We start from the raw sequence: 16,222 nt of genomic DNA on the forward strand, positions 1-16,222 counted from the left end.
CCCCGGCAGCCCGCCGCGCCGCCGTCGTCGCTGCCGTTCAACGTCTCTTTCCTGCCACCGCAGGCGACGCCGGCGGCGGGACTGAGAGCTGATAGATCGACATCGGCATCAGCCCGGCCGCATCCCTCGCCTGCGGTGATAGTCGAGGATCTCGGTGATCAGGACCGTCGTGGCCGCACGCCGGGCTCGCAGCAATGCGGCCGGCACGCGGTGGAGGTACTCGAGTTGACCGATTCCGCGAGCTGATGGGCGCAGGCGGGGACGTCCGGTGTGCCGGGTCAGGTCACGGTCGGCAACCATCTGCCAGTGGTCGGCGATCTGGTCGATCAGGGAGTTTGATTCCCGTCGGGCACGCCGGTCAGGCCGGATCCGGCAGCCAGGCGGTGGCTCCGGGGCCGAGGCCGGGGCCGGGGCCGGGTGGAGCGTGTGGTTCCAGTCGCCGTGGAGGTTGTCCCGGGCCAGCGCAAGAACGGCGACCTGCAAGGGGGCCGGGTTCTGCCCGGTGAGGTAGCGGCGGGTGTCCGGCTCGGCTCGTACTCGCAGTCGGCCTTGGTCGTGGCGCTGCCGGATCTCCGGCGGGGTGGGGTGGTCCCAGGTCGGGTGCTTCCGCAGCTGCCGGCGGTTGTAGCTGGTCTCGATGACTCCGTTGCCCACGAGCTGGGGGTGACGGCGATGTCGATGGGGCGACTCGTGGCTGTCCCGTCGGGCGAACGCCCTACGGCATCGTGTGGTCGATCGGCGCCATCCGCTCGATCGACAGCCGGGTGAGCCGCATGGCCTCGATGAGTTCCTCGGTCCTCGCGGGGCTCAGCCGGTCGATGGGGATCGAGCAGCTGATCGCGTCGATCGGGGGTGTGGTGAACCGGAGTGAGAATCCGTAGCAGACGACGCCGACGAAGTTCTCCTCGTTGTCGATGGCGTATCCGCGCTCGGCGGTGGCCCGCAGGTCCTTGATCAGAGCGTCGTGGTCGGCGTGGGTGTTCGGTGTGAGGGGCTTCAGCGTGTCGGGGACATGGTCGGCCAGGTCGGTGTCCAGCCGCTCGGCGAGCAACGCTTTGCCCAGCGCCGTGCTGAAGGCCGGGAGCCGGCGGCCGACCCGGCTGAAGGGGCGGAGGTACTGGCTGGATTCGTGCGTCGCCAGATAGACGATGTCCGTGCGGTCCAGTCGCCCGTAGTGGATGGTCTCGTCGAGCCTGGCGCTCAGGTCGTTGATCAGCGGCTGGACGATGCGCAGATAAGGGTCCGCGTCCAGGTAGGTCGTCCCCGCGAGGAGGGCGCGGATGCCGACGCTGTAGAGCGTGCCGGAGGGATCGGTGCGGACCCAGCCGTGCTCCGTCAGGGTCCGCAGCAGAGCGTAGACGCTGCTGCGCGGGGCGCCGAGGGCCTCGCTGAGTTCTCGCAGCCGGGCGGGCCGGTTCTGCCGCGCGGCCAGGAGCTCGAGCAACTCGACCGTACGGGCTGCCGACTTCACGCCCCGTACGCCACTGACCGCCTCAGGCTCACTCATCGCCACCCCTTCCGAACGCACTCGAAGAATTCTTGCACCGATGCTTGACGGGTTATCAGCCATGTAGCCATGCTCTCCATCACAAGACGACTGTCTACATACGAAGACAGGTGGCGCACATGGAGACGACTCGGGATATCGAGCGCGACCGCGAGACGGCGGATCGGCTGCGCAAAGGGATGGCGCAGGGTGTCCTGTCCTTCCCGCTGACATCCTTCGACGCCGAAGGCGGCCTCGACCTCGACGGCTTCCGCACCCACCTGTCTGCGCAGCTCGCCGCCGGTCCGGGTGCCGTCTTCGTCGCCTGCGGAACCGGAGAGTTCTACTCACTGTCCGCCGAGGAGTACCACGCCGTCGTACGCACCGCCGTCGAGGTCGCGGCGGGACAGGTCCCGGTGGTGGCCGGCGTCGGGTACGGCTGGTCGCTCGGGCTGCAGTTCGCCCGGCTCGCAGAGGGGCCGGCGCGGACGCCGGGCTGCTCATGCCGCACTACCTCATCTCCGCCCCGCAGCACGGATATGTGGACCATGTCCGCGCGGTGGCGGGCGGCTCGCCCCTTCCCCTGATCGTCTACCAGCGCGGGCAGGTCAAGCTGAGCACCGCCGCGGCCAGGGAACTGGCCACGGTCGACGGCGTCGTCGGCCTCAAGGACGGGCACGGCGACCTCGACCAGATGCAGCGGCTGCGGCTGGTGGCGCCCGGCGACTGGCTGTTCTTCAACGGCGTGGCCACCGCGGAGATGCAGGTACGGGCGTACGCGAGCATCGGCATCCCCGCCTACTCCTCGGCGGTCCACGCCTTCGCACCCGAGATCGCGGGCGCCTTCTACGCGGCGCACCGGGCCGGAGACCACCCAAGAATGGAACACCTGCTGAGGGAGTTCTACCTGCCCCTCGTCGAACTGCGCGACCAGGGCACGGGTTATGCGGTGTCCCTGGTCAAGGCTGCGGCCCGGCTCCGCGGAGCCCCGGTCGGCCCGGTCCGCGCACCCCTTATGGAACCGGCCCCTGACCACCTGGGGCAACTCGAGGCCCTCCTGCACACCGGCCTGGCGCTCGCAACGGACAGGTGAGGAAGTGAGGGACCGTCGTGCTCAGCAGCGCGCCCGCATCGTCAAGGTGACCGTCACCCCCATCCTCGTCAGTGACCCGCCGCTGTTCAACTTCCTTGGTGCGCATCAGCCGTACACACCCGGCGGCAGCGTCGAGACAGAGGCCTCCGACGGCGTCGTCGGCATCGGTGAGACCTACGGCAGCCGCGACCACCCCGACGAGGGGATCGCGGCCGTCCACGCCCTGGTGCCAGCCCGCCTGCACGACCAGCCCGCCTGCACGAACGGTTCAACCGGACGCCGCAGTGCCACGACTGCGACGACGTCGCCGCCATGCGGCGCAAGCACCCCGACTGGACGCAGCCACCGCTCCCGCGGTGGTGACCCCGGCCGGCCAGAACCCCACCCATGAAGGAGAACAATGATGTTCCAGGCCCGACTGCGCCAGGGCCGGCACCTCGCCGGCGCGGCTGTCTGCGCCGCTGCGCTTTTCACCCTCACCTCGTGCGGAGGGGTCCAGGGCGGCGGGGGCGGCGGCGAAGACGCCGAGAACTATCCCACCAAGACCGTGGAGTGGACCGCGCCTTCCGACCCCGGCGGCAGCACCGACCTGATATCGCGCGCCGCAGCCAAGGCGTTGGAGGACCCCCTGGGACAGTCCGTTGTGGTGGAGAACAAGCCCGGCGCCAACGGCGCCGTGGGCGGCAAGGAGATCCTGGGCCGCGAGCCCGACGGCTACAGCCTGGTCATGCTCTTCCAGTCGCTCATGTCGATCGGCCCGCACACCGTCGTCGACGATGACCCCATCGAGATGTCCGACATGGACGTCGTCTCCGGGCTGACCGTGGAGGACTACGTCCTCGTCGTCCCGGCGCAGTCGGACATCGAGACCCTCGACGACCTGCTCGCGAAGAAGTCGGTCAAGTACGGCACCACGGGCGCCGGCACCGGCAGTGAGCTGGCCCAGGCCCTCCTCTTCGGCGACGCCGGCGTCAACGCCAGCGGCATCCCATTCGACGGCGGCGCGCCCACAGTGACCGCGCTGCTGGGCAGCCAGGTGGACGTCGGCGCCGTCCATGTGGCCGAGGCCGCTCCCCATCTCACGTCCGAAAAGCTGCGTCCACTGGCGGTTTTCGCCAAGGAGCGCATCGACTTCCTGCCCGACGTGCCCACCGCTGTCGAGTCCGGCCACGACGTCGTCGTGGACCAGCGCCGCTGGGTCGCCCGCCCGGCAGGACTGCCGGACAACGTCGTCTCCGAGCTGCGAGCGGCGCTGAAGAAGGCATTCCAAGACCCGGAGTACGGCAAGTTCCTGGAGAACAACTACATCGGCCGCTGGGAGGCCTCGCCGGACGCCGTCGTCAAGCAGGTCGAGACCGCCAAGAAGCGCTACGGCGAGCTCATCGACAAGTTCGGTCTGGACCTGAAGAGCGAGGGCTGAGGCATGAGGACCCAGGCACGACTGGGGGCGCTGGTGCCGCTCGGCATCGGCGCCCTCGCCGCCCTGGCGGCCGTATCGATGGGGCTGGGTTCGCCCGCCGACCCCGGCCCCGGGCTGTGGCCCCTGATCGTGAGCCTCACCATGGTGACGCTGTCCGCCTCGCTGCTCCTCAATCCCGGCGCGGACACCGAGCAGGAGCCGTTCAGCCGGCAAACCGCCGTGGTGGCCCTGGGAGCTCTGTCGCTGGTCGCGTACACCGTGCTCATCGAGCGGGTGGGCTTCGAGGTCATGACGGTGCTCCTGCTGGTGCTGTGGATGCGCGGCTTCGGCCGGGACAGCTGGCGGCTCAGCCTGGCCGTGGCGCTGGCCGCGTGTGCGGCGTCCTATCTGCTCTTCATCGTCGCGCTGGACGTCTCGCTGCCTCATCTCGTCGCGTTCTGATCCCTCGACACCTGTGAGAACCCGATGGACTTCCTCGCTCCCGCTCTGGACGGCTTCGGCGTGGTCTTCGAGCCGCAGAACCTGCTGCACTGCCTGATCGGGGTGACCCTCGGCATGCTGGTCGGCGTACTGCCCGGCCTAGGCCCGGCCGCCACCATCGCCATCCTGCTGCCGGTCACCTACACCCTCGAACCGGCCTCGGCGATCATCCTGCTCGCCGGCATCTTCTACGGCGCCCAGTACGGCGGCACGGTCACCTCGGTGCTGCTCCGCCTGCCCGGAGAGGCCTCGACGGTGGTGACCGCCATCGACGGTTACGAGATGGCCCGCACGGGCCGCGCCGGATCCGCGCTCGGCATCGCCGCGATCGCCTCCTTCATCGGCGGCACCGTAGGCATCGTCGCACTGACCGTGGCGGCCCCGTTGGTGGCGGGCTGGGGTCTGGCCTTCGGCCCGCCGGAGTACGCCGCGCTCGCGCTGCTCGGCATCCTGATGATCTCCACCCTGAGTACCGGATCCCTGCGCCGCAGCCTCCTTGCGGGCAGCATCGGGCTGCTGCTCGCCACCGTGGGCCGCGACCCGCTCCTGGGCAGCGCTCGCTACACCTTCGGCAGCGACCAACTCGCCGACGGGCTCGACTTCGTCATCCTCGCCATGGGCCTGTTCGGCATCGGCGAGATCCTGCACAGCCTCGAAGGCCTTCGCCAAGGCGCCCCGCCGAAGCCCCGCGTCGGCCGGGCCCGGCCCAGCCGGGCGGAGTTCCTGCAGTCCAGGTGGGCGATCGCCCGGGGGACAGTGGTGGGCTTCTTCCTCGGCATCCTTCCCGGCGGCGGCGCCACGATGTCCTCGATGGTCGCGTACACGGTCGAGAAGCGCTCCTCCAGGACGCCCGAGCGGTTCGGCAAGGGCGCGATCGAGGGGGTCGCGGGCCCGGAGGCGGCCAACAACACCGCCGCCACCTCCTCGTTCATCCCACTGCTCACCCTCGGTATCCCGGCCAACGCGACCATGGCCGTCATGTTCGGCGCCCTGCTGCTGGCGGGCGTGACCCCGGGCCCGCGGATGATCGACGAACATCCCGAGGTGTTCTGGGGCGTCATCGACTCCATGTACATCGGGAACCTCTTCCTGATCATCCTCAGCATGCCGCTGATCGGGCTGTTCGTCCGCGTGCTGCGCGTCCGGGCCAGCGTCCTGGCGCCGCTGACCGTGCTCATCACCATGATCGGCGTCTACACGATCCGCTCCAGCATGTTCGACATGCTCGCCGTGGTCGTGCTCGGCGTCGTCGGCTACCTGATGAAGAAGGTCGGATTGCCGCCCGGCCCGCTCGTCCTCGCCTTCGTGCTCGGCAACCTGCTGGAGACAGACTTCCGGCGCTCGATGCGGATGTTCGACGGCGACGTGACCGGCTTCCTGGGCCGCCCCGTCTCCGCCACGCTGCTCGCCTTCGTCGTCGTCTTCACGGTCGCCGTACCCCTCCTCAGCCTCCGCAAGAAGCTCCGGCAGCCCGGACCTCCCGACACCCCCGCGACCGTCCCCCACCCCGACACCACGACCACCCCGGAGCGAACCCCGGACCACCCCCGTACGGCGGCCGAACCCGGCGGCCACAGCGAGGAGCCACAGCATCCGGGCTGAGCCCTGGACCGGGCCAGGCTGCTGTGGGGCACCAGGTGGCCGTGCGCAGCGAGCCGCGCTGGCACGCGACCACGAACACCAGCCCCGCACCTCCGAGTCGCGGGTGTACTGGGCGATGACCGCGGTGATACTGCGTCGGCCGACCGGAGCGACCGCGCCGTCCTGGCACACTGCATGAGGGGTGATCAGCTCACCCTCGGCGCGGTGCTGGCACGACTTTCGTCACAACCGGTCAGCGCCGGACCCGTGGCATCCCCAGCCCGATCCAGGAGATGATCTCCCGCTGGATCTCGTTGTTGCCGCCGCCGAAGGTGAAGATGACCGCCGAACGGTAGCCGCGTTCCAGCTCGCCGTGCAGGACTGCGCCCGTTGAGCCCTCCTTCAGGGCGCCGGGGGCGGCGACGATCTCCATGAGCCAGGCGTAGGCGTCGCGGCGGGCCTCGGAGCCGTAGACCTTGACGGCGGATGCGTCCTGGGGGGTGAGGGTGCCGTCCTGGACGGCGCCGACCATGCGCCAGTTGAGCAGCTTGAGGGCGTCGAGCCGGGCGTGGGTTTGGGCGAGGCGGCGGCGCACCCAGGGCAGGTCGGTGACGCGGCGGCCGTCGGCGAGCTTGGTCTCCATGGCCCAGCGCTGGACGTCGTGCAGGGCGCGGATCGCCATGGTGCCGTGGGCGGCCAGGGTCACGCGTTCGTGGTTGAGCTGGTTGGTGATCATCCGCCAGCCCTGGTTCTCGGCGCCGACCCGGTGGGAGACGGGGACGCGGACGTTCTCGTAGTAGCTCGCCGTGGTGTCGTGCGAGGCGAGGGTGTTGATGAGGGTGCAGGAGTAGCCGGGGTCGGTGGTCGGCACCAGGAGCATGGTGATGCCCTTGTGCGGCGGCGCGTCGGAATCCGTACGGACCGCCAGCCACACCCAGTCCGCCGTGTCGCCGTTGGTCGTCCAGATCTTCTGGCCGTTGACGACGTAGTCGTCGCCCTCCCGTACCGCGCGGGTCCGCAGCGACGCGAGGTCGGTGCCCGCGCCGGGCTCGCTGTAGCCGATGGCGAAGTCGATCTCGCCGGAGAGGATCCTCGGCAGGAAGTAGGCCTTCTGCTCCTCGGTGCCGTACCGCATGATCGTCGGGCCGACGGTGTTCAGCGCCATCAGCGGCAGCGGGACGCCGGCCTGGGCGGCCTCGTCGAAGAAGATGAACTGCTCCATCGCGGTCAGGCCGCGCCCGCCGTACTCCTCGGGCCAGCCGACGCCGAGCCAGCCGTCCGCGCCGAGCCGCCGGATGGTCTCGCGGTAGAACCGCTTCCGGGCGGCCGGGTCGCCGTGCCGGGCGTACGCGTGGTCCGGGACCAGCTCGGCGAAGTAGGCGCGCAGTTCGGTGCGCAGCCGCTGCTGCTCGGGCGTGTATTCGAGGTGCACGGCGCCTCCAGGCTCCCAAGACCGGCCCTGTCGGCGCACACCGTAGAACGTGTTACAGAAATTGGGAATGGCGAATGACGGGGAACAGCCTCCTCGGTTCAACCTCAGTTCAGCGTGGCGAGGAAGTCCGTGCACGCCCGTGCGCACGCACGGCACGCCGCCGCCGAGTCCTCCGCTCCCGGCTGCCGGTCGAAGACGTGAGCGGCCTCCAGGCACACGGTCCGGCACCACTCCACCTGGACGCGGATGCTGGTCTCGTCCACCTGGTTCTGCTCGGACAGCACACGGCAGGTCGCGTCGCAGACCTCCGCGCACATGATGCCCTTGCGTCGTACGAGTTCCTGGTTCTCGGTGCCGTCGGGGTCCACGAGGCTCGCTCGCAACGCGCACGCCCGGGCGCACTCGGTGCACGCCTGGGCACAGGCGAAGCGGTCCTCCAGGAACCGGAACAGCTCCTGCTGGGATGTCGTCACACCGCGCGGGTAGCCCCGCCGATGCCGGTCAAACCCGGTGGCGCCAAGGGTTCCGTACGGTTTTCCGGGCCCGCCGGCCGGGCACCCGGCAGGCCCTGGAACGACGACGCACGGAGGTGAGTCACATGCCCGGGCGAGAGGAGCTTCCGTCGACCCTGGAGCGGTCTTCCAAGGAGGCACAGCGCACCTGGATCAAGGCGCACGACTCGGCCGTGGAGCAGTACGGCGAGGGCGAGCGTGCGCACCGCGTGGCCTTCGGGGCGCTGAAGCACACCCACGAGAAGGTCGGCGACCACTGGGAGCGCAAGGAGGGCGGCCGCAAGGGCCCGTCGGACCCGCGGTCGGCCCGGCCCCGGCAGCAGGGCGGCCGCAGCGGCGAGGGCGTCGACGAGCGGGCCTCGAAGGAGCACCTGTACGACCTCGCGAAGCGGCTGGGCGTCGAGGGGCGCTCCCGGATGTCGAAGGCGGAGCTGCTGGACGCGGTCCGCAAGGAGAACCGCTCGCAGACCAGGTCCTCACGGTCGTCCTCCCGGTCCTCCTCGCGCTCGTCCGCACGGTCCTTGCCGGCGTCCAGGTGAGCCGGTTCATGGTGAGGACCAGGGGTACTCGCGTGCCATGACTAGCGCATGGATGGAGATGGCCGCGGGGCGTGGCGCCCTCGGCATCGGGCTGATCGTGGCGGGTGTGGTGGTCGTGGCCCTGCTGTTGGGGGCCTTCGTCCTCGGCGTGCGCGTCAAGCGCAGGGAACTGCCCACACCACGGCCCGACGAGCAGCCGCGCCTGCCCGACGGCGGCCCGGTCCGGGAGACGAGTGAGCGCCGGGAGCCGGATGAGGTCCCGAGAAGCCAGGACCGTCTGACGCCGCACGAGCTGAAGACGCACGGCAACCAGAGCGACCGGAGGAGCCCGACCCAGGAGCGTCCCCGCTGGAACGAGGGAAGCAGCGGCTCGTTCGGCAGCGGCGGCCCGGGTGGCCGCTGATCCCCGCTCCCCCGCGGCTCTCCGCCCCGTACCCCACGTCGAACGTGAACACGCCGAACGTGAACACGACGTACAGGTCGTACACGTCGTACACAGGGAAGTGAGAACCATGGCCGATCCCGCCCGCGACACCCTCCCGCTGCCGGACTACGACCATCTGCCGATCGGCGGCCTGGAGAGCCGTGTGCGGTCGCTGTCCGCGGACGAGGTGGAGGAACTGCTGGCGTACGAGAGGTCGCACGCCGACCGGCTGGTGGTGACCGAGCTGCTGGGGGCCCGTCTCGAGCAGTTGCGCGAGGGCGCGGAGCCGACGTCCGGCGATCCGGGCGCCCTGCGTCCGGAGTCGGGCGAGGGGCACGGAGGCTCTCCGGTGTCGCCCGCCACGTCCCCGCAGCCGTTCAGCCCGCCGCCGCACGGCACCCCCGACCAGCGGGGCAAGCCGAAGGGTGACCGCACGTAGGCGTCACAGCCAGCCAGAACCGACCAGAAGGGCCCGTGCCTGCGCATGGGCCCTTTTCGCGCGCCCGGGCCCCTTCCGACAGCTTCGGCCCCCCGTGAGACACATCCGAAACATTCCCTTCACGCAGGAAGTATTTAGGGGTAACGGCCGCTGCCTACCGTGCCTGCCTTGTCAGTCCCCAACCCGCAGCAAGGAGGCGTGGCATGAGTACCGAGCCACGACTGGCCGAGGTCGCCGAGCCCGAACCCGCGCAGAAGGCGGCACCAGGCGCCGATCAGGCCGTCAAGGAGACCCTCGAGGACTACACGCTGCGGTTCGCGCCGCGCAGTTACCGGCGCTGGACCCCGATGGTGGTGGCGACGACCGCGCTCGGCGGCATCGCCTACATGGCCGACTTCTCCATCGGCGCCGGCATCGGTCTGGCCCACGGGACCGGCAACGCGCTGCTCGCGATCGCCGTCGCCGCCGTCGTCATCTTCGTGACCGGCTTCCCGCTGGCCTACTACGGGGCCCGCTACAACATCGACCTGGACCTGATCACGCGCGGCTCCGGCTTCGGCTACTTCGGCTCGGTCCTCACCAGCGTCATCTTCGCCAGCTTCACCTTCATCTTCTTCGCCCTCGAAGGCTCGATCATGGCCCAGGGCCTGAAGCTGGGCCTCGGACTGCCGCTGTGGCTGGGCTACTTGGTGTCCACGCTCATGGTGATCCCGCTGGTCATCTACGGCATGACGGCGCTGAGCAAGCTCCAGGTGTGGACCACCCCGATCTGGCTGCTGCTGATGGTCGGCCCGCTGGTCTACCTGGTCGCCACCGACCCGGGGACCGTCGACCGCTTCCTCGCCTACGCGGGCACCGACGGGGACGGCGGCGTCAACACCGCCTCCGTGCTGCTGGGCGCGGGCGTGTGTCTGTCACTGATCGCGCAGATCGGCGAGCAGATCGACTATCTGCGCTTCATGCCGCCCAAGACCGAGGCGAACAAGCGGAGTTGGTGGACGGCCGTGGTGATGGCCGGCCCGGGCTGGGTGGTGCTGGGTGCGCTCAAGCAGGCCATCGGGGTGTTCCTCGCGGTCTACATCATCGCCGAGGTGGGCCCCACCGCCGCGCCCGAGCCGATCCAGCAGTTCAAGCACGCCTTCGACGCGATGATGCCGTCCTGGATCGTCGTGCCGCTGGCCGTGGCCCTGGTCGTGATCAGCCAGATCAAGATCAATGTGACGAACGCGTACTCCGGCTCTCTCGCCTGGACCAACTCCTTCACCCGCGTCACGAAGCGTTACCCGGGCCGGATGGTCTTCGTCCTGGTCAACCTGGGTTTCGCGCTCGCCCTGATGGAGGCCGACATGTTCAGCTTCCTCAACAGCATCCTGGGCTTCTACTCGAACTGCGCGATCGCCTGGGTGGTCACCGTGGCCACCGACATCGGCATCAACAAGTACGTGCTGAAGCTGTCCCCGCACGCGCCCGAGTTCCGCCGCGGCATGCTCTACGCCGTCAACCCGGTCGGGGTCGTCGCCTTCGTCGCCGCCTCCGCGCTGTCCATCGCCATGTACTTCCACGCGCTGGGCGACACGCTCCAGCCGTACTCCCCGGTCGCCGCCGCCGTCATCGCGTTCGTCCTCACCCCGCTGATGGCCGTGGTCACCAAGGGCAGGTACTACCTGCGCCGCACCGACGACGGCATCGCCGAGCCGCTCCTGGACGAGGACGGCAACCCCAGTGCCGCCACCTACGAGTGCCACGTGTGCCGGCAGCGGTTCGAGCGGCCGGACGTGGCCGCCTGCCGGACGCACGACGCCGTCGTCTGCTCACTGTGCCTGAGCACCGACAAGATCGGCGACCACGTCCTGCCGGAGGCACCCGCCGCCGCCTGACACCCGTGGGGCGGACGGCGCGAGGCGCTTCCGCCCCACGGCACCTTCACCGCGGCGACTCCGCTGCCCAAGGGGCAGGGCAGGACGCGCACGGCGGCGGCGCGGACGGCCCGGCGGGCCAGGCGCTCCCGGATCATCACGACCCGCGATGCGTTTCGCCGCGTACGAGGGGGGCCGTGCTCGGGGACGACGACATGCTCCGCCCCTGCCCGGGCTGCTGGAGGCGCGCACGGCCGCGCACGGTGTCCGCTCCGGCCCCCGCGTCACCGGCGTACGGCTGCTGCCGACGCTCCAGCCGCCCACCGCGCGGGACTTGTCCCCTTCCAGGAACACGTGGAGGGCATACGGCGGTCCACGGACGGTGCCTCCGGGGTGCCGGTACCGCCGGTGTCGGGCGTACTCGACTTCGAGGGAGGTCCCCTCACCGGGCACCACCCGGTCGCGTACACGGCCGGCAAGTGGACGCCCCGCGCGGCCTGTCCAGGACGGACGCAACGGAGCTGGGCCCGCGTGGTATCCGCGCACACGGTGGTACCAAGTCGGTCTCGGACGCGCTGCGCGAGCCCCCGTGAGGGGGCGGTCTCGCGCACCGGGCGGCATACTGATCTTGCGGTGCGCAGTGATCAGGCGATGGTCGGAGAGGAGATGACGGGACGTGACCACCGAAGGACCGGGCGGCGGGCGGGGAACGCCCGGCGAGCCGGACGGCACTCCCCCGATCCCGGAGGACGTGTGGCTGAGGTTCCTCACGGACAGCGAGCCCGCCATACGCGCCTCCGCCCCCAGGGAGCCTTCCGCGAAGGAGCGGGCGGCGGGACGGCAGCTCCAACCCCCGCACGCCGTCGGGGACCTGTGGCAGCCGGAGGACCTGTGGGTCCGCGTGGCCTGGTGCGCCCTGGACCGCCGTGCCAAGGTCCGGCGCGTGGGACGGGTCGTCGCCACAGCCGCCGCCGTGGCTCTGGCGCTGGGGGCCTGGTCCCAGTTGTCCGCCGGCGCGGGTACGGGCACCCGGCCGGGGACGGGCACCGTGCGGCAGGTGGAGGGGGCGACCGCGAGGCAGCCCACGGCCACTCCCTTCCCGTCCGGCTCCGCTGTCCCGGTGCCCTCCAGGTAGCACACGCACGACGGGTACGGTCCCGCCCGGCCGCCTAGGATGAGCCCACAGGCCGGACCTGGGCGCTCGTCCGGGCGCGGCCCCCGCAGGCGGGTCATCAGGAGCACGCACGCCGACGGAAGGGGGACAGACATGAGCGCGCCACGCCTCAGCAGTACGCCGTTGCCGGGCATCGGTGTCCGCTACGACCTGACGACCCGGGACAGCCGCCGGCTGTCCGTGGTCGCCCACCGCGACGGCCACCGGACGATCAGCGCCTACCGCAAGGACGACCCGGACGCCTGCGACCTGTCGGTGCGTCTGACGGCGGAGGAGGCGGCGACGCTCATCGACGCGCTGATGCCCGCGCACCACACGCCGAACCTGCTGTCCACCACCGATCTGGGGCTCGTCGCCGAGCGGATCGAACTGTCCGGCTCCTCGCACTGGAACGGCCGGCTGCTGGGCGAGTCCCGGATCCGCACCGACACCGGGGCGTCCATCGTGGCGGTGCTGCGCCGGGCCGAGGCGATACCCTCTCCCGCGCCGGACTTCCGGCTCGCCGGCGGTGACACGCTCATCGTCATCGGGACCCGCGAGGGCGTGGAGGCTGCCGCCGCGATACTCGGGCGGGAGTGACCCGCCATGCACTCCTCCGCGGTCTTCCTGATCGAGTTCGGCTGCCTCATCCTCGGGCTCGGGCTGCTCGGCCGTCTCGCCGGGCGCTTCAGCTTCTCGCCGATCCCCCTCTATCTGCTGGCCGGGCTGGCCTTCGGCGAGGGCGGGCTGCTGCCGCTGGTCGCCAGCGAGGACTTCGTCGCCATCGGGGCCGAGATCGGTGTCATCCTGCTGCTGCTCATGCTGGGGCTGGAGTACACGGCCACCGACCTCGTCTCCAACCTCAGGACCCACTACCCGGCCGGGGTCGTGGACGCCGTCCTCAACGCCCTGCCCGGTGCGGTGCTCGCCCTGCTGCTCGGCTGGGGCCCGGTCGCCGCCGTCGTACTGGCCGGTGTCACCTGGGTCTCCTCCTCCGGTGTCATCGCCAAGGTCCTGGGCGAGCTGGGGCGGCTCGGCAACCGCGAGACCCCGGCCATCCTGAGCATCCTGGTCCTCGAGGACCTCTCCATGGCGGTCTACCTGCCGATCGTCACCGCCCTGCTGGCGGGGGTCGGCCTGGCCGCGGGCGCCGTCACCCTGGCCATCGCCCTGGGCGTGGCCACGCTCGTGCTCGTCCTCGCGGTGCGCTACGGCCGTCATGTCTCCCGCTTCGTCTCCAGCGACGACCCCGAGAAGCTGCTGCTGGTGGTGCTCGGCGTGACCCTGGTGGTCGCCGGACTCGCGCAGCAACTCCAGGTGTCCGCGGCCGTGGGCGCCTTCCTGGTGGGCATCGCGCTGTCCGGCGAGGTCGCCGAGGGCGCGACGGCCCTGCTCGCGCCGCTGCGGGACCTGTTCGCCGCGGTGTTCTTCGTCTTCTTCGGCCTGCACACCGACCCCGCCAGCATCCCGCCTGTGCTGCTGCCCGCCCTCGCCCTGGCGGCCGTCACCACCGCGACGAAGATCGCCACCGGCTACTGGGCCGCGCGCCGCGCCGGGATCGGGCCCAAGGGCCGTTGGCGCGCCGGCGGCACGCTCGTGGCCCGCGGCGAGTTCTCCATCGTCATCGCCGGGCTCGCCGTCACGGCCGGCATCGAGCCCTCCCTCGGTCCGCTGGCCACGGCGTACGTGCTCATCCTGGTCCTGCTCGGCCCGCTGACCGCCCGCTGGACCGAGCCCGTGGCCACCGGCCTGACGGGACTGCGCCGGAGAAGGACCACGTCCCGCGGGGCGGCGGCACCTGGTCCGCCGGGCGCCCACGAGACCATCGACGACCAGGACATCGTCGGCCGCACGTGACCATCCGACGTCTGCGAGCCCGCAAGGGGACGCCCCCGGCCTCGAGGCCCTGCCTGCTTCAGCCCGTCTTCCAGCCCCGCCGTGTGTCGATCCGCTCCCATTCCGCGTCCCACTGGGCCATGCGACGCCGGTCCAGGGAGAGCCGCGTCAGCCAGGCGGCGCCCAGTACCGCCCCGCCCGCGAGGGCGCCTGCCAGCCCGCCGCCCAGCGTCGTGTGCAGCCGGGCCTCGCCCGCGGACACCGGTGGGGAGGTGATCTCACCGCTCCTGTTCACCCACACGGCGATCGTGCTCCCGGCGGGAGTCCTGGGCGGTACTCGCGCCTCGTCCGTGTGCGTCGAGCCGTCCGTCGCGGTCCACCGCACCTTGACCCACACCCGGTGGTCACTCGCCGCGCGGGCCGGTGACGGGCCCGGCGCGTCCTCGACGGCGACCGCCGAGACCTGACGGGTCTCGGCCCGCTGCCGTTCGACGGCCCGTTCGACAGCGCCCGCCGCCATCAGGCCCGCGACCACACCGCCGAGCAGGGCGAACACCCAGCTGGCGAGCACGACCCAGGCTTCGACGACGTCGATACGCCGCTTGAGCGCGTTGCGCCGCCACCGCCACCACCGCACGGTCACACGCTCTGACGTTTCCATCGGCCGACACCCCCTCGTGAGCACCGGCAGCACCCTTCCAGTGTGCGCCTGAACCGTGCCCCTGTCGGCGTATCGCTCAGCCGGACGACGCGGCGATCCGCACGCGGTCGCTCTCGTCACCGGACAGGAAGGACGCCAGCGCCCGCCCTTCCTCGGCGACGGAGCCGCGCTCGGCCCGGGAGAAGCGGCGCAGCGGGGTGACCAGGACGGTGTCCGCCACGACGGTCCAGGTCGCGGCGACCCGGCCGTCGACCAGGACGACGCGGGTGCCTTCGACCGACAGGCCGCGGTGGGTGTCGTCGATGATCCGGCCGCGGTCGTGGTAGCCGAGGATCGCGTTGTCGAACGCCGGGAGGAACCGCACCGGCGCGGGGATGCCGGGGTCGGGGCGCGGCGCGTCGGGGAGGTCCAGCAGTTCCCGGCCGCGTTCGTCGCGGAAGGCGACCAGTTCCTCGCGCAGGGCGGAGATCGCGGCCGGCAGCCCCGCCAGGCCGCACCAGGCACGCAGGTCGGCCGAGGCGGCTGGCCCGAACGCGGCCAGGTAACGCCGGACCAGCGTCTGCCCCACGGGATCGGAGTCGTCCGGGACCGGTGGGTCGACCTCGCGCCCCAGCCAGGAGGACACCAGGGCGTAGCGCACTCCCGCTCTCGTGCGCCACAGCCCGCGCGGTGGCAGCTGCACCATCGGGAGCAGGCCGGCGACCAGCATCTCGCCCAGTGGCCGGGGTCCCGCCGCCGGCCAGCGGCCGGCGACGGCTCGCGCGAGGTCGCCCATCGAGCGGGGTTCGCCGTCGGCCATGGCCTCCCGCCCCGCCGCCGCGAGTTCGCCGAGGTTCACGCCCTCCAGCTGGCGGCGGTACGTCCCGAGCACCCGCCGGCGCAGCATCGCGTCGTGGCGGGAACGCCAGGCCACGAGGTCGTCGGCGGTGACGAGGTGGACGGTGCGGCGCATGAGGTGGGTCCGCACCACACGCCGCCCGGTCAGCAGTTCCGACAGCACCGTCGGTTCGAACGTCCGCAGTCGGGACCAGAGCCCGACGAACGGTTCCTGCGGTTCCTGCGCCTGGAGACCGCACAGGTGCGCGACGGCGTCGAGCACCGGAAGGTCGACGCGGTCGAGGAGCAACTGCCGGGCGAGGGTGGCGCGGTTGAGCGCCCTGGCATCGAGAACGGTCAAGGGAGCACCTCGGCCTTCGAGTCGTGTGCCGACCCGTGGTTCGAGTGGTCCGGGCGGCTTGCCCGGTCACCGTGACACGCGATGCGGTCAGGGTGTGACCGCATCCGGCGTCGCCGAACGCCGACACCCTCAG

General features: G+C 71.2%; 16 protein-coding genes and 2 pseudogenes. 12 read left to right on the top strand and 6 right to left on the bottom strand.

Annotated features, from left to right (window positions below; genetic code table 11):
* Positions 1 to 108: 108 nt before the first annotated feature.
* Together V8690_RS01875 and V8690_RS01880 are read right to left on the bottom strand one after the other, a co-directional pair.
* Positions 109 to 654 (bottom strand): hypothetical protein, encoded by a 546-nt coding sequence (locus tag V8690_RS01875; protein ID WP_338775551.1) that lies wholly within the window; start codon positions 652 to 654, stop codon positions 109 to 111.
* Positions 655 to 715: 61 nt separating this feature from the next.
* A complete protein-coding gene (locus tag V8690_RS01880; protein ID WP_338775552.1) occupies positions 716 to 1,507 on the bottom strand; it encodes an IclR family transcriptional regulator in 792 nt (263 codons plus the stop codon).
* Positions 1,508 to 1,626: 119 nt separating this feature from the next.
* On the opposite strand from V8690_RS01880, the pseudogene V8690_RS01885 reads away from it, so the two are divergent.
* From V8690_RS01885 to V8690_RS01905, 5 genes and pseudogenes are all read left to right on the top strand, one after another.
* Positions 1,627 to 2,579, top strand: a pseudogene (locus V8690_RS01885) (5-dehydro-4-deoxyglucarate dehydratase).
* 37 nt (positions 2,580 to 2,616) lie between these two features.
* Positions 2,617 to 2,760, top strand: a pseudogene (locus V8690_RS01890) (glucarate dehydratase); the annotation flags it as partial.
* 222 nt (positions 2,761 to 2,982) lie between these two features.
* Positions 2,983 to 3,999, top strand: a complete 1,017-nt coding sequence (locus V8690_RS01895) for a tripartite tricarboxylate transporter substrate binding protein (RefSeq protein ID WP_338775553.1) — start codon at positions 2,983 to 2,985, stop codon at positions 3,997 to 3,999.
* Positions 4,000 to 4,002: 3 nt separating this feature from the next.
* A complete protein-coding gene (locus V8690_RS01900) occupies positions 4,003 to 4,440 on the top strand; it encodes a tripartite tricarboxylate transporter TctB family protein (RefSeq protein WP_338775554.1) in 438 nt (145 codons plus the stop codon).
* Positions 4,441 to 4,464: 24 nt separating this feature from the next.
* A complete protein-coding gene (locus V8690_RS01905) occupies positions 4,465 to 6,081 on the top strand; it encodes a tripartite tricarboxylate transporter permease (RefSeq protein ID WP_338775555.1) in 1,617 nt (538 codons plus the stop codon).
* A 232-nt stretch (positions 6,082 to 6,313) separates the two neighbouring features.
* On the opposite strand, the gene V8690_RS01910 is transcribed toward V8690_RS01905, so the two are convergent.
* Together V8690_RS01910 and V8690_RS01915 are read right to left on the bottom strand one after the other, a co-directional pair.
* The gene (locus V8690_RS01910; protein ID WP_338775556.1) at positions 6,314 to 7,492 is read right to left on the bottom strand and encodes an acyl-CoA dehydrogenase family protein; all 1,179 of its coding nucleotides are present in this window, start codon (positions 7,490 to 7,492) and stop codon (positions 6,314 to 6,316) included.
* A 104-nt stretch (positions 7,493 to 7,596) separates the two neighbouring features.
* Positions 7,597 to 7,965, bottom strand: coding sequence for a ferredoxin (locus tag V8690_RS01915; protein ID WP_059423021.1), 369 nt, complete (start codon positions 7,963 to 7,965; stop codon positions 7,597 to 7,599).
* Between the two features lie 125 nt (positions 7,966 to 8,090).
* Between V8690_RS01915 and V8690_RS01920 the strand changes: the two genes are divergently transcribed.
* From V8690_RS01920 to V8690_RS01950, 7 genes are all read left to right on the top strand, one after another.
* Entirely contained in the window at positions 8,091 to 8,543 is a 453-nt protein-coding gene (locus V8690_RS01920; protein WP_338775560.1) for a ChaB family protein, read from the top strand.
* Between the two features lie 37 nt (positions 8,544 to 8,580).
* Complete coding sequence (locus V8690_RS01925) at positions 8,581 to 8,946, top strand: DUF6479 family protein (RefSeq protein ID WP_338775561.1); 366 nt, start codon at positions 8,581 to 8,583, stop codon at positions 8,944 to 8,946.
* Positions 8,947 to 9,055: 109 nt separating this feature from the next.
* The gene (locus V8690_RS01930) at positions 9,056 to 9,406 is read left to right on the top strand and encodes a hypothetical protein (protein WP_338775562.1); all 351 of its coding nucleotides are present in this window, start codon (positions 9,056 to 9,058) and stop codon (positions 9,404 to 9,406) included.
* A 203-nt stretch (positions 9,407 to 9,609) separates the two neighbouring features.
* Positions 9,610 to 11,283, top strand: coding sequence for an allantoin permease (locus V8690_RS01935; RefSeq protein WP_338775563.1), 1,674 nt, complete (start codon positions 9,610 to 9,612; stop codon positions 11,281 to 11,283).
* Positions 11,284 to 11,938: 655 nt separating this feature from the next.
* Complete coding sequence (locus V8690_RS01940) at positions 11,939 to 12,397, top strand: hypothetical protein (RefSeq protein ID WP_338775564.1); 459 nt, start codon at positions 11,939 to 11,941, stop codon at positions 12,395 to 12,397.
* Between the two features lie 132 nt (positions 12,398 to 12,529).
* Positions 12,530 to 13,015 (top strand): TrkA C-terminal domain-containing protein, encoded by a 486-nt coding sequence (locus tag V8690_RS01945; RefSeq protein ID WP_059423030.1) that lies wholly within the window; start codon positions 12,530 to 12,532, stop codon positions 13,013 to 13,015.
* 6 nt (positions 13,016 to 13,021) lie between these two features.
* Positions 13,022 to 14,272, top strand: coding sequence for a cation:proton antiporter (locus V8690_RS01950; protein ID WP_338775565.1), 1,251 nt, complete (start codon positions 13,022 to 13,024; stop codon positions 14,270 to 14,272).
* 58 nt (positions 14,273 to 14,330) lie between these two features.
* Here the strand turns inward: V8690_RS01950 and V8690_RS01955 are convergent, their stop codons facing one another.
* On the bottom strand, positions 14,331 to 14,912 hold the full coding sequence (locus V8690_RS01955) for a hypothetical protein (RefSeq protein WP_338775566.1): 582 nt from the start codon (positions 14,910 to 14,912) through the stop codon (positions 14,331 to 14,333).
* A gap of 76 nt (positions 14,913 to 14,988) precedes the next feature.
* Positions 14,989 to 16,089: a winged helix DNA-binding domain-containing protein gene (locus V8690_RS01960; protein ID WP_338775567.1), complete on the bottom strand. Its 1,101-nt coding sequence runs from the start codon at positions 16,087 to 16,089 to the stop codon at positions 14,989 to 14,991.
* Positions 16,090 to 16,222: the final 133 nt, after the last annotated feature.

The organism is Streptomyces sp. DG1A-41 (assembly GCF_037055355.1).
GTDB lineage: Bacteria > Actinomycetota > Actinomycetes > Streptomycetales > Streptomycetaceae > Streptomyces.

Coding starts and splice junctions, on each gene's coding strand:
- V8690_RS01880 (WP_338775552.1), bottom strand. CDS start 1,507: ATGAGTGAGCCTGAGGCGGTCAGTGGCGTACGGGGCGTGAAGTCGGCA.
- V8690_RS01895 (WP_338775553.1), top strand. CDS start 2,983: ATGTTCCAGGCCCGACTGCGCCAGGGCCGGCACCTCGCCGGCGCGGCT.
- V8690_RS01900 (WP_338775554.1), top strand. CDS start 4,003: ATGAGGACCCAGGCACGACTGGGGGCGCTGGTGCCGCTCGGCATCGGC.
- V8690_RS01905 (WP_338775555.1), top strand. CDS start 4,465: ATGGACTTCCTCGCTCCCGCTCTGGACGGCTTCGGCGTGGTCTTCGAG.
- V8690_RS01920 (WP_338775560.1), top strand. CDS start 8,091: ATGCCCGGGCGAGAGGAGCTTCCGTCGACCCTGGAGCGGTCTTCCAAG.
- V8690_RS01925 (WP_338775561.1), top strand. CDS start 8,581: ATGACTAGCGCATGGATGGAGATGGCCGCGGGGCGTGGCGCCCTCGGC.
- V8690_RS01930 (WP_338775562.1), top strand. CDS start 9,056: ATGGCCGATCCCGCCCGCGACACCCTCCCGCTGCCGGACTACGACCAT.
- V8690_RS01935 (WP_338775563.1), top strand. CDS start 9,610: ATGAGTACCGAGCCACGACTGGCCGAGGTCGCCGAGCCCGAACCCGCG.
- V8690_RS01945 (WP_059423030.1), top strand. CDS start 12,530: ATGAGCGCGCCACGCCTCAGCAGTACGCCGTTGCCGGGCATCGGTGTC.
- V8690_RS01950 (WP_338775565.1), top strand. CDS start 13,022: ATGCACTCCTCCGCGGTCTTCCTGATCGAGTTCGGCTGCCTCATCCTC.
- V8690_RS01955 (WP_338775566.1), bottom strand. CDS start 14,912: ATGGAAACGTCAGAGCGTGTGACCGTGCGGTGGTGGCGGTGGCGGCGC.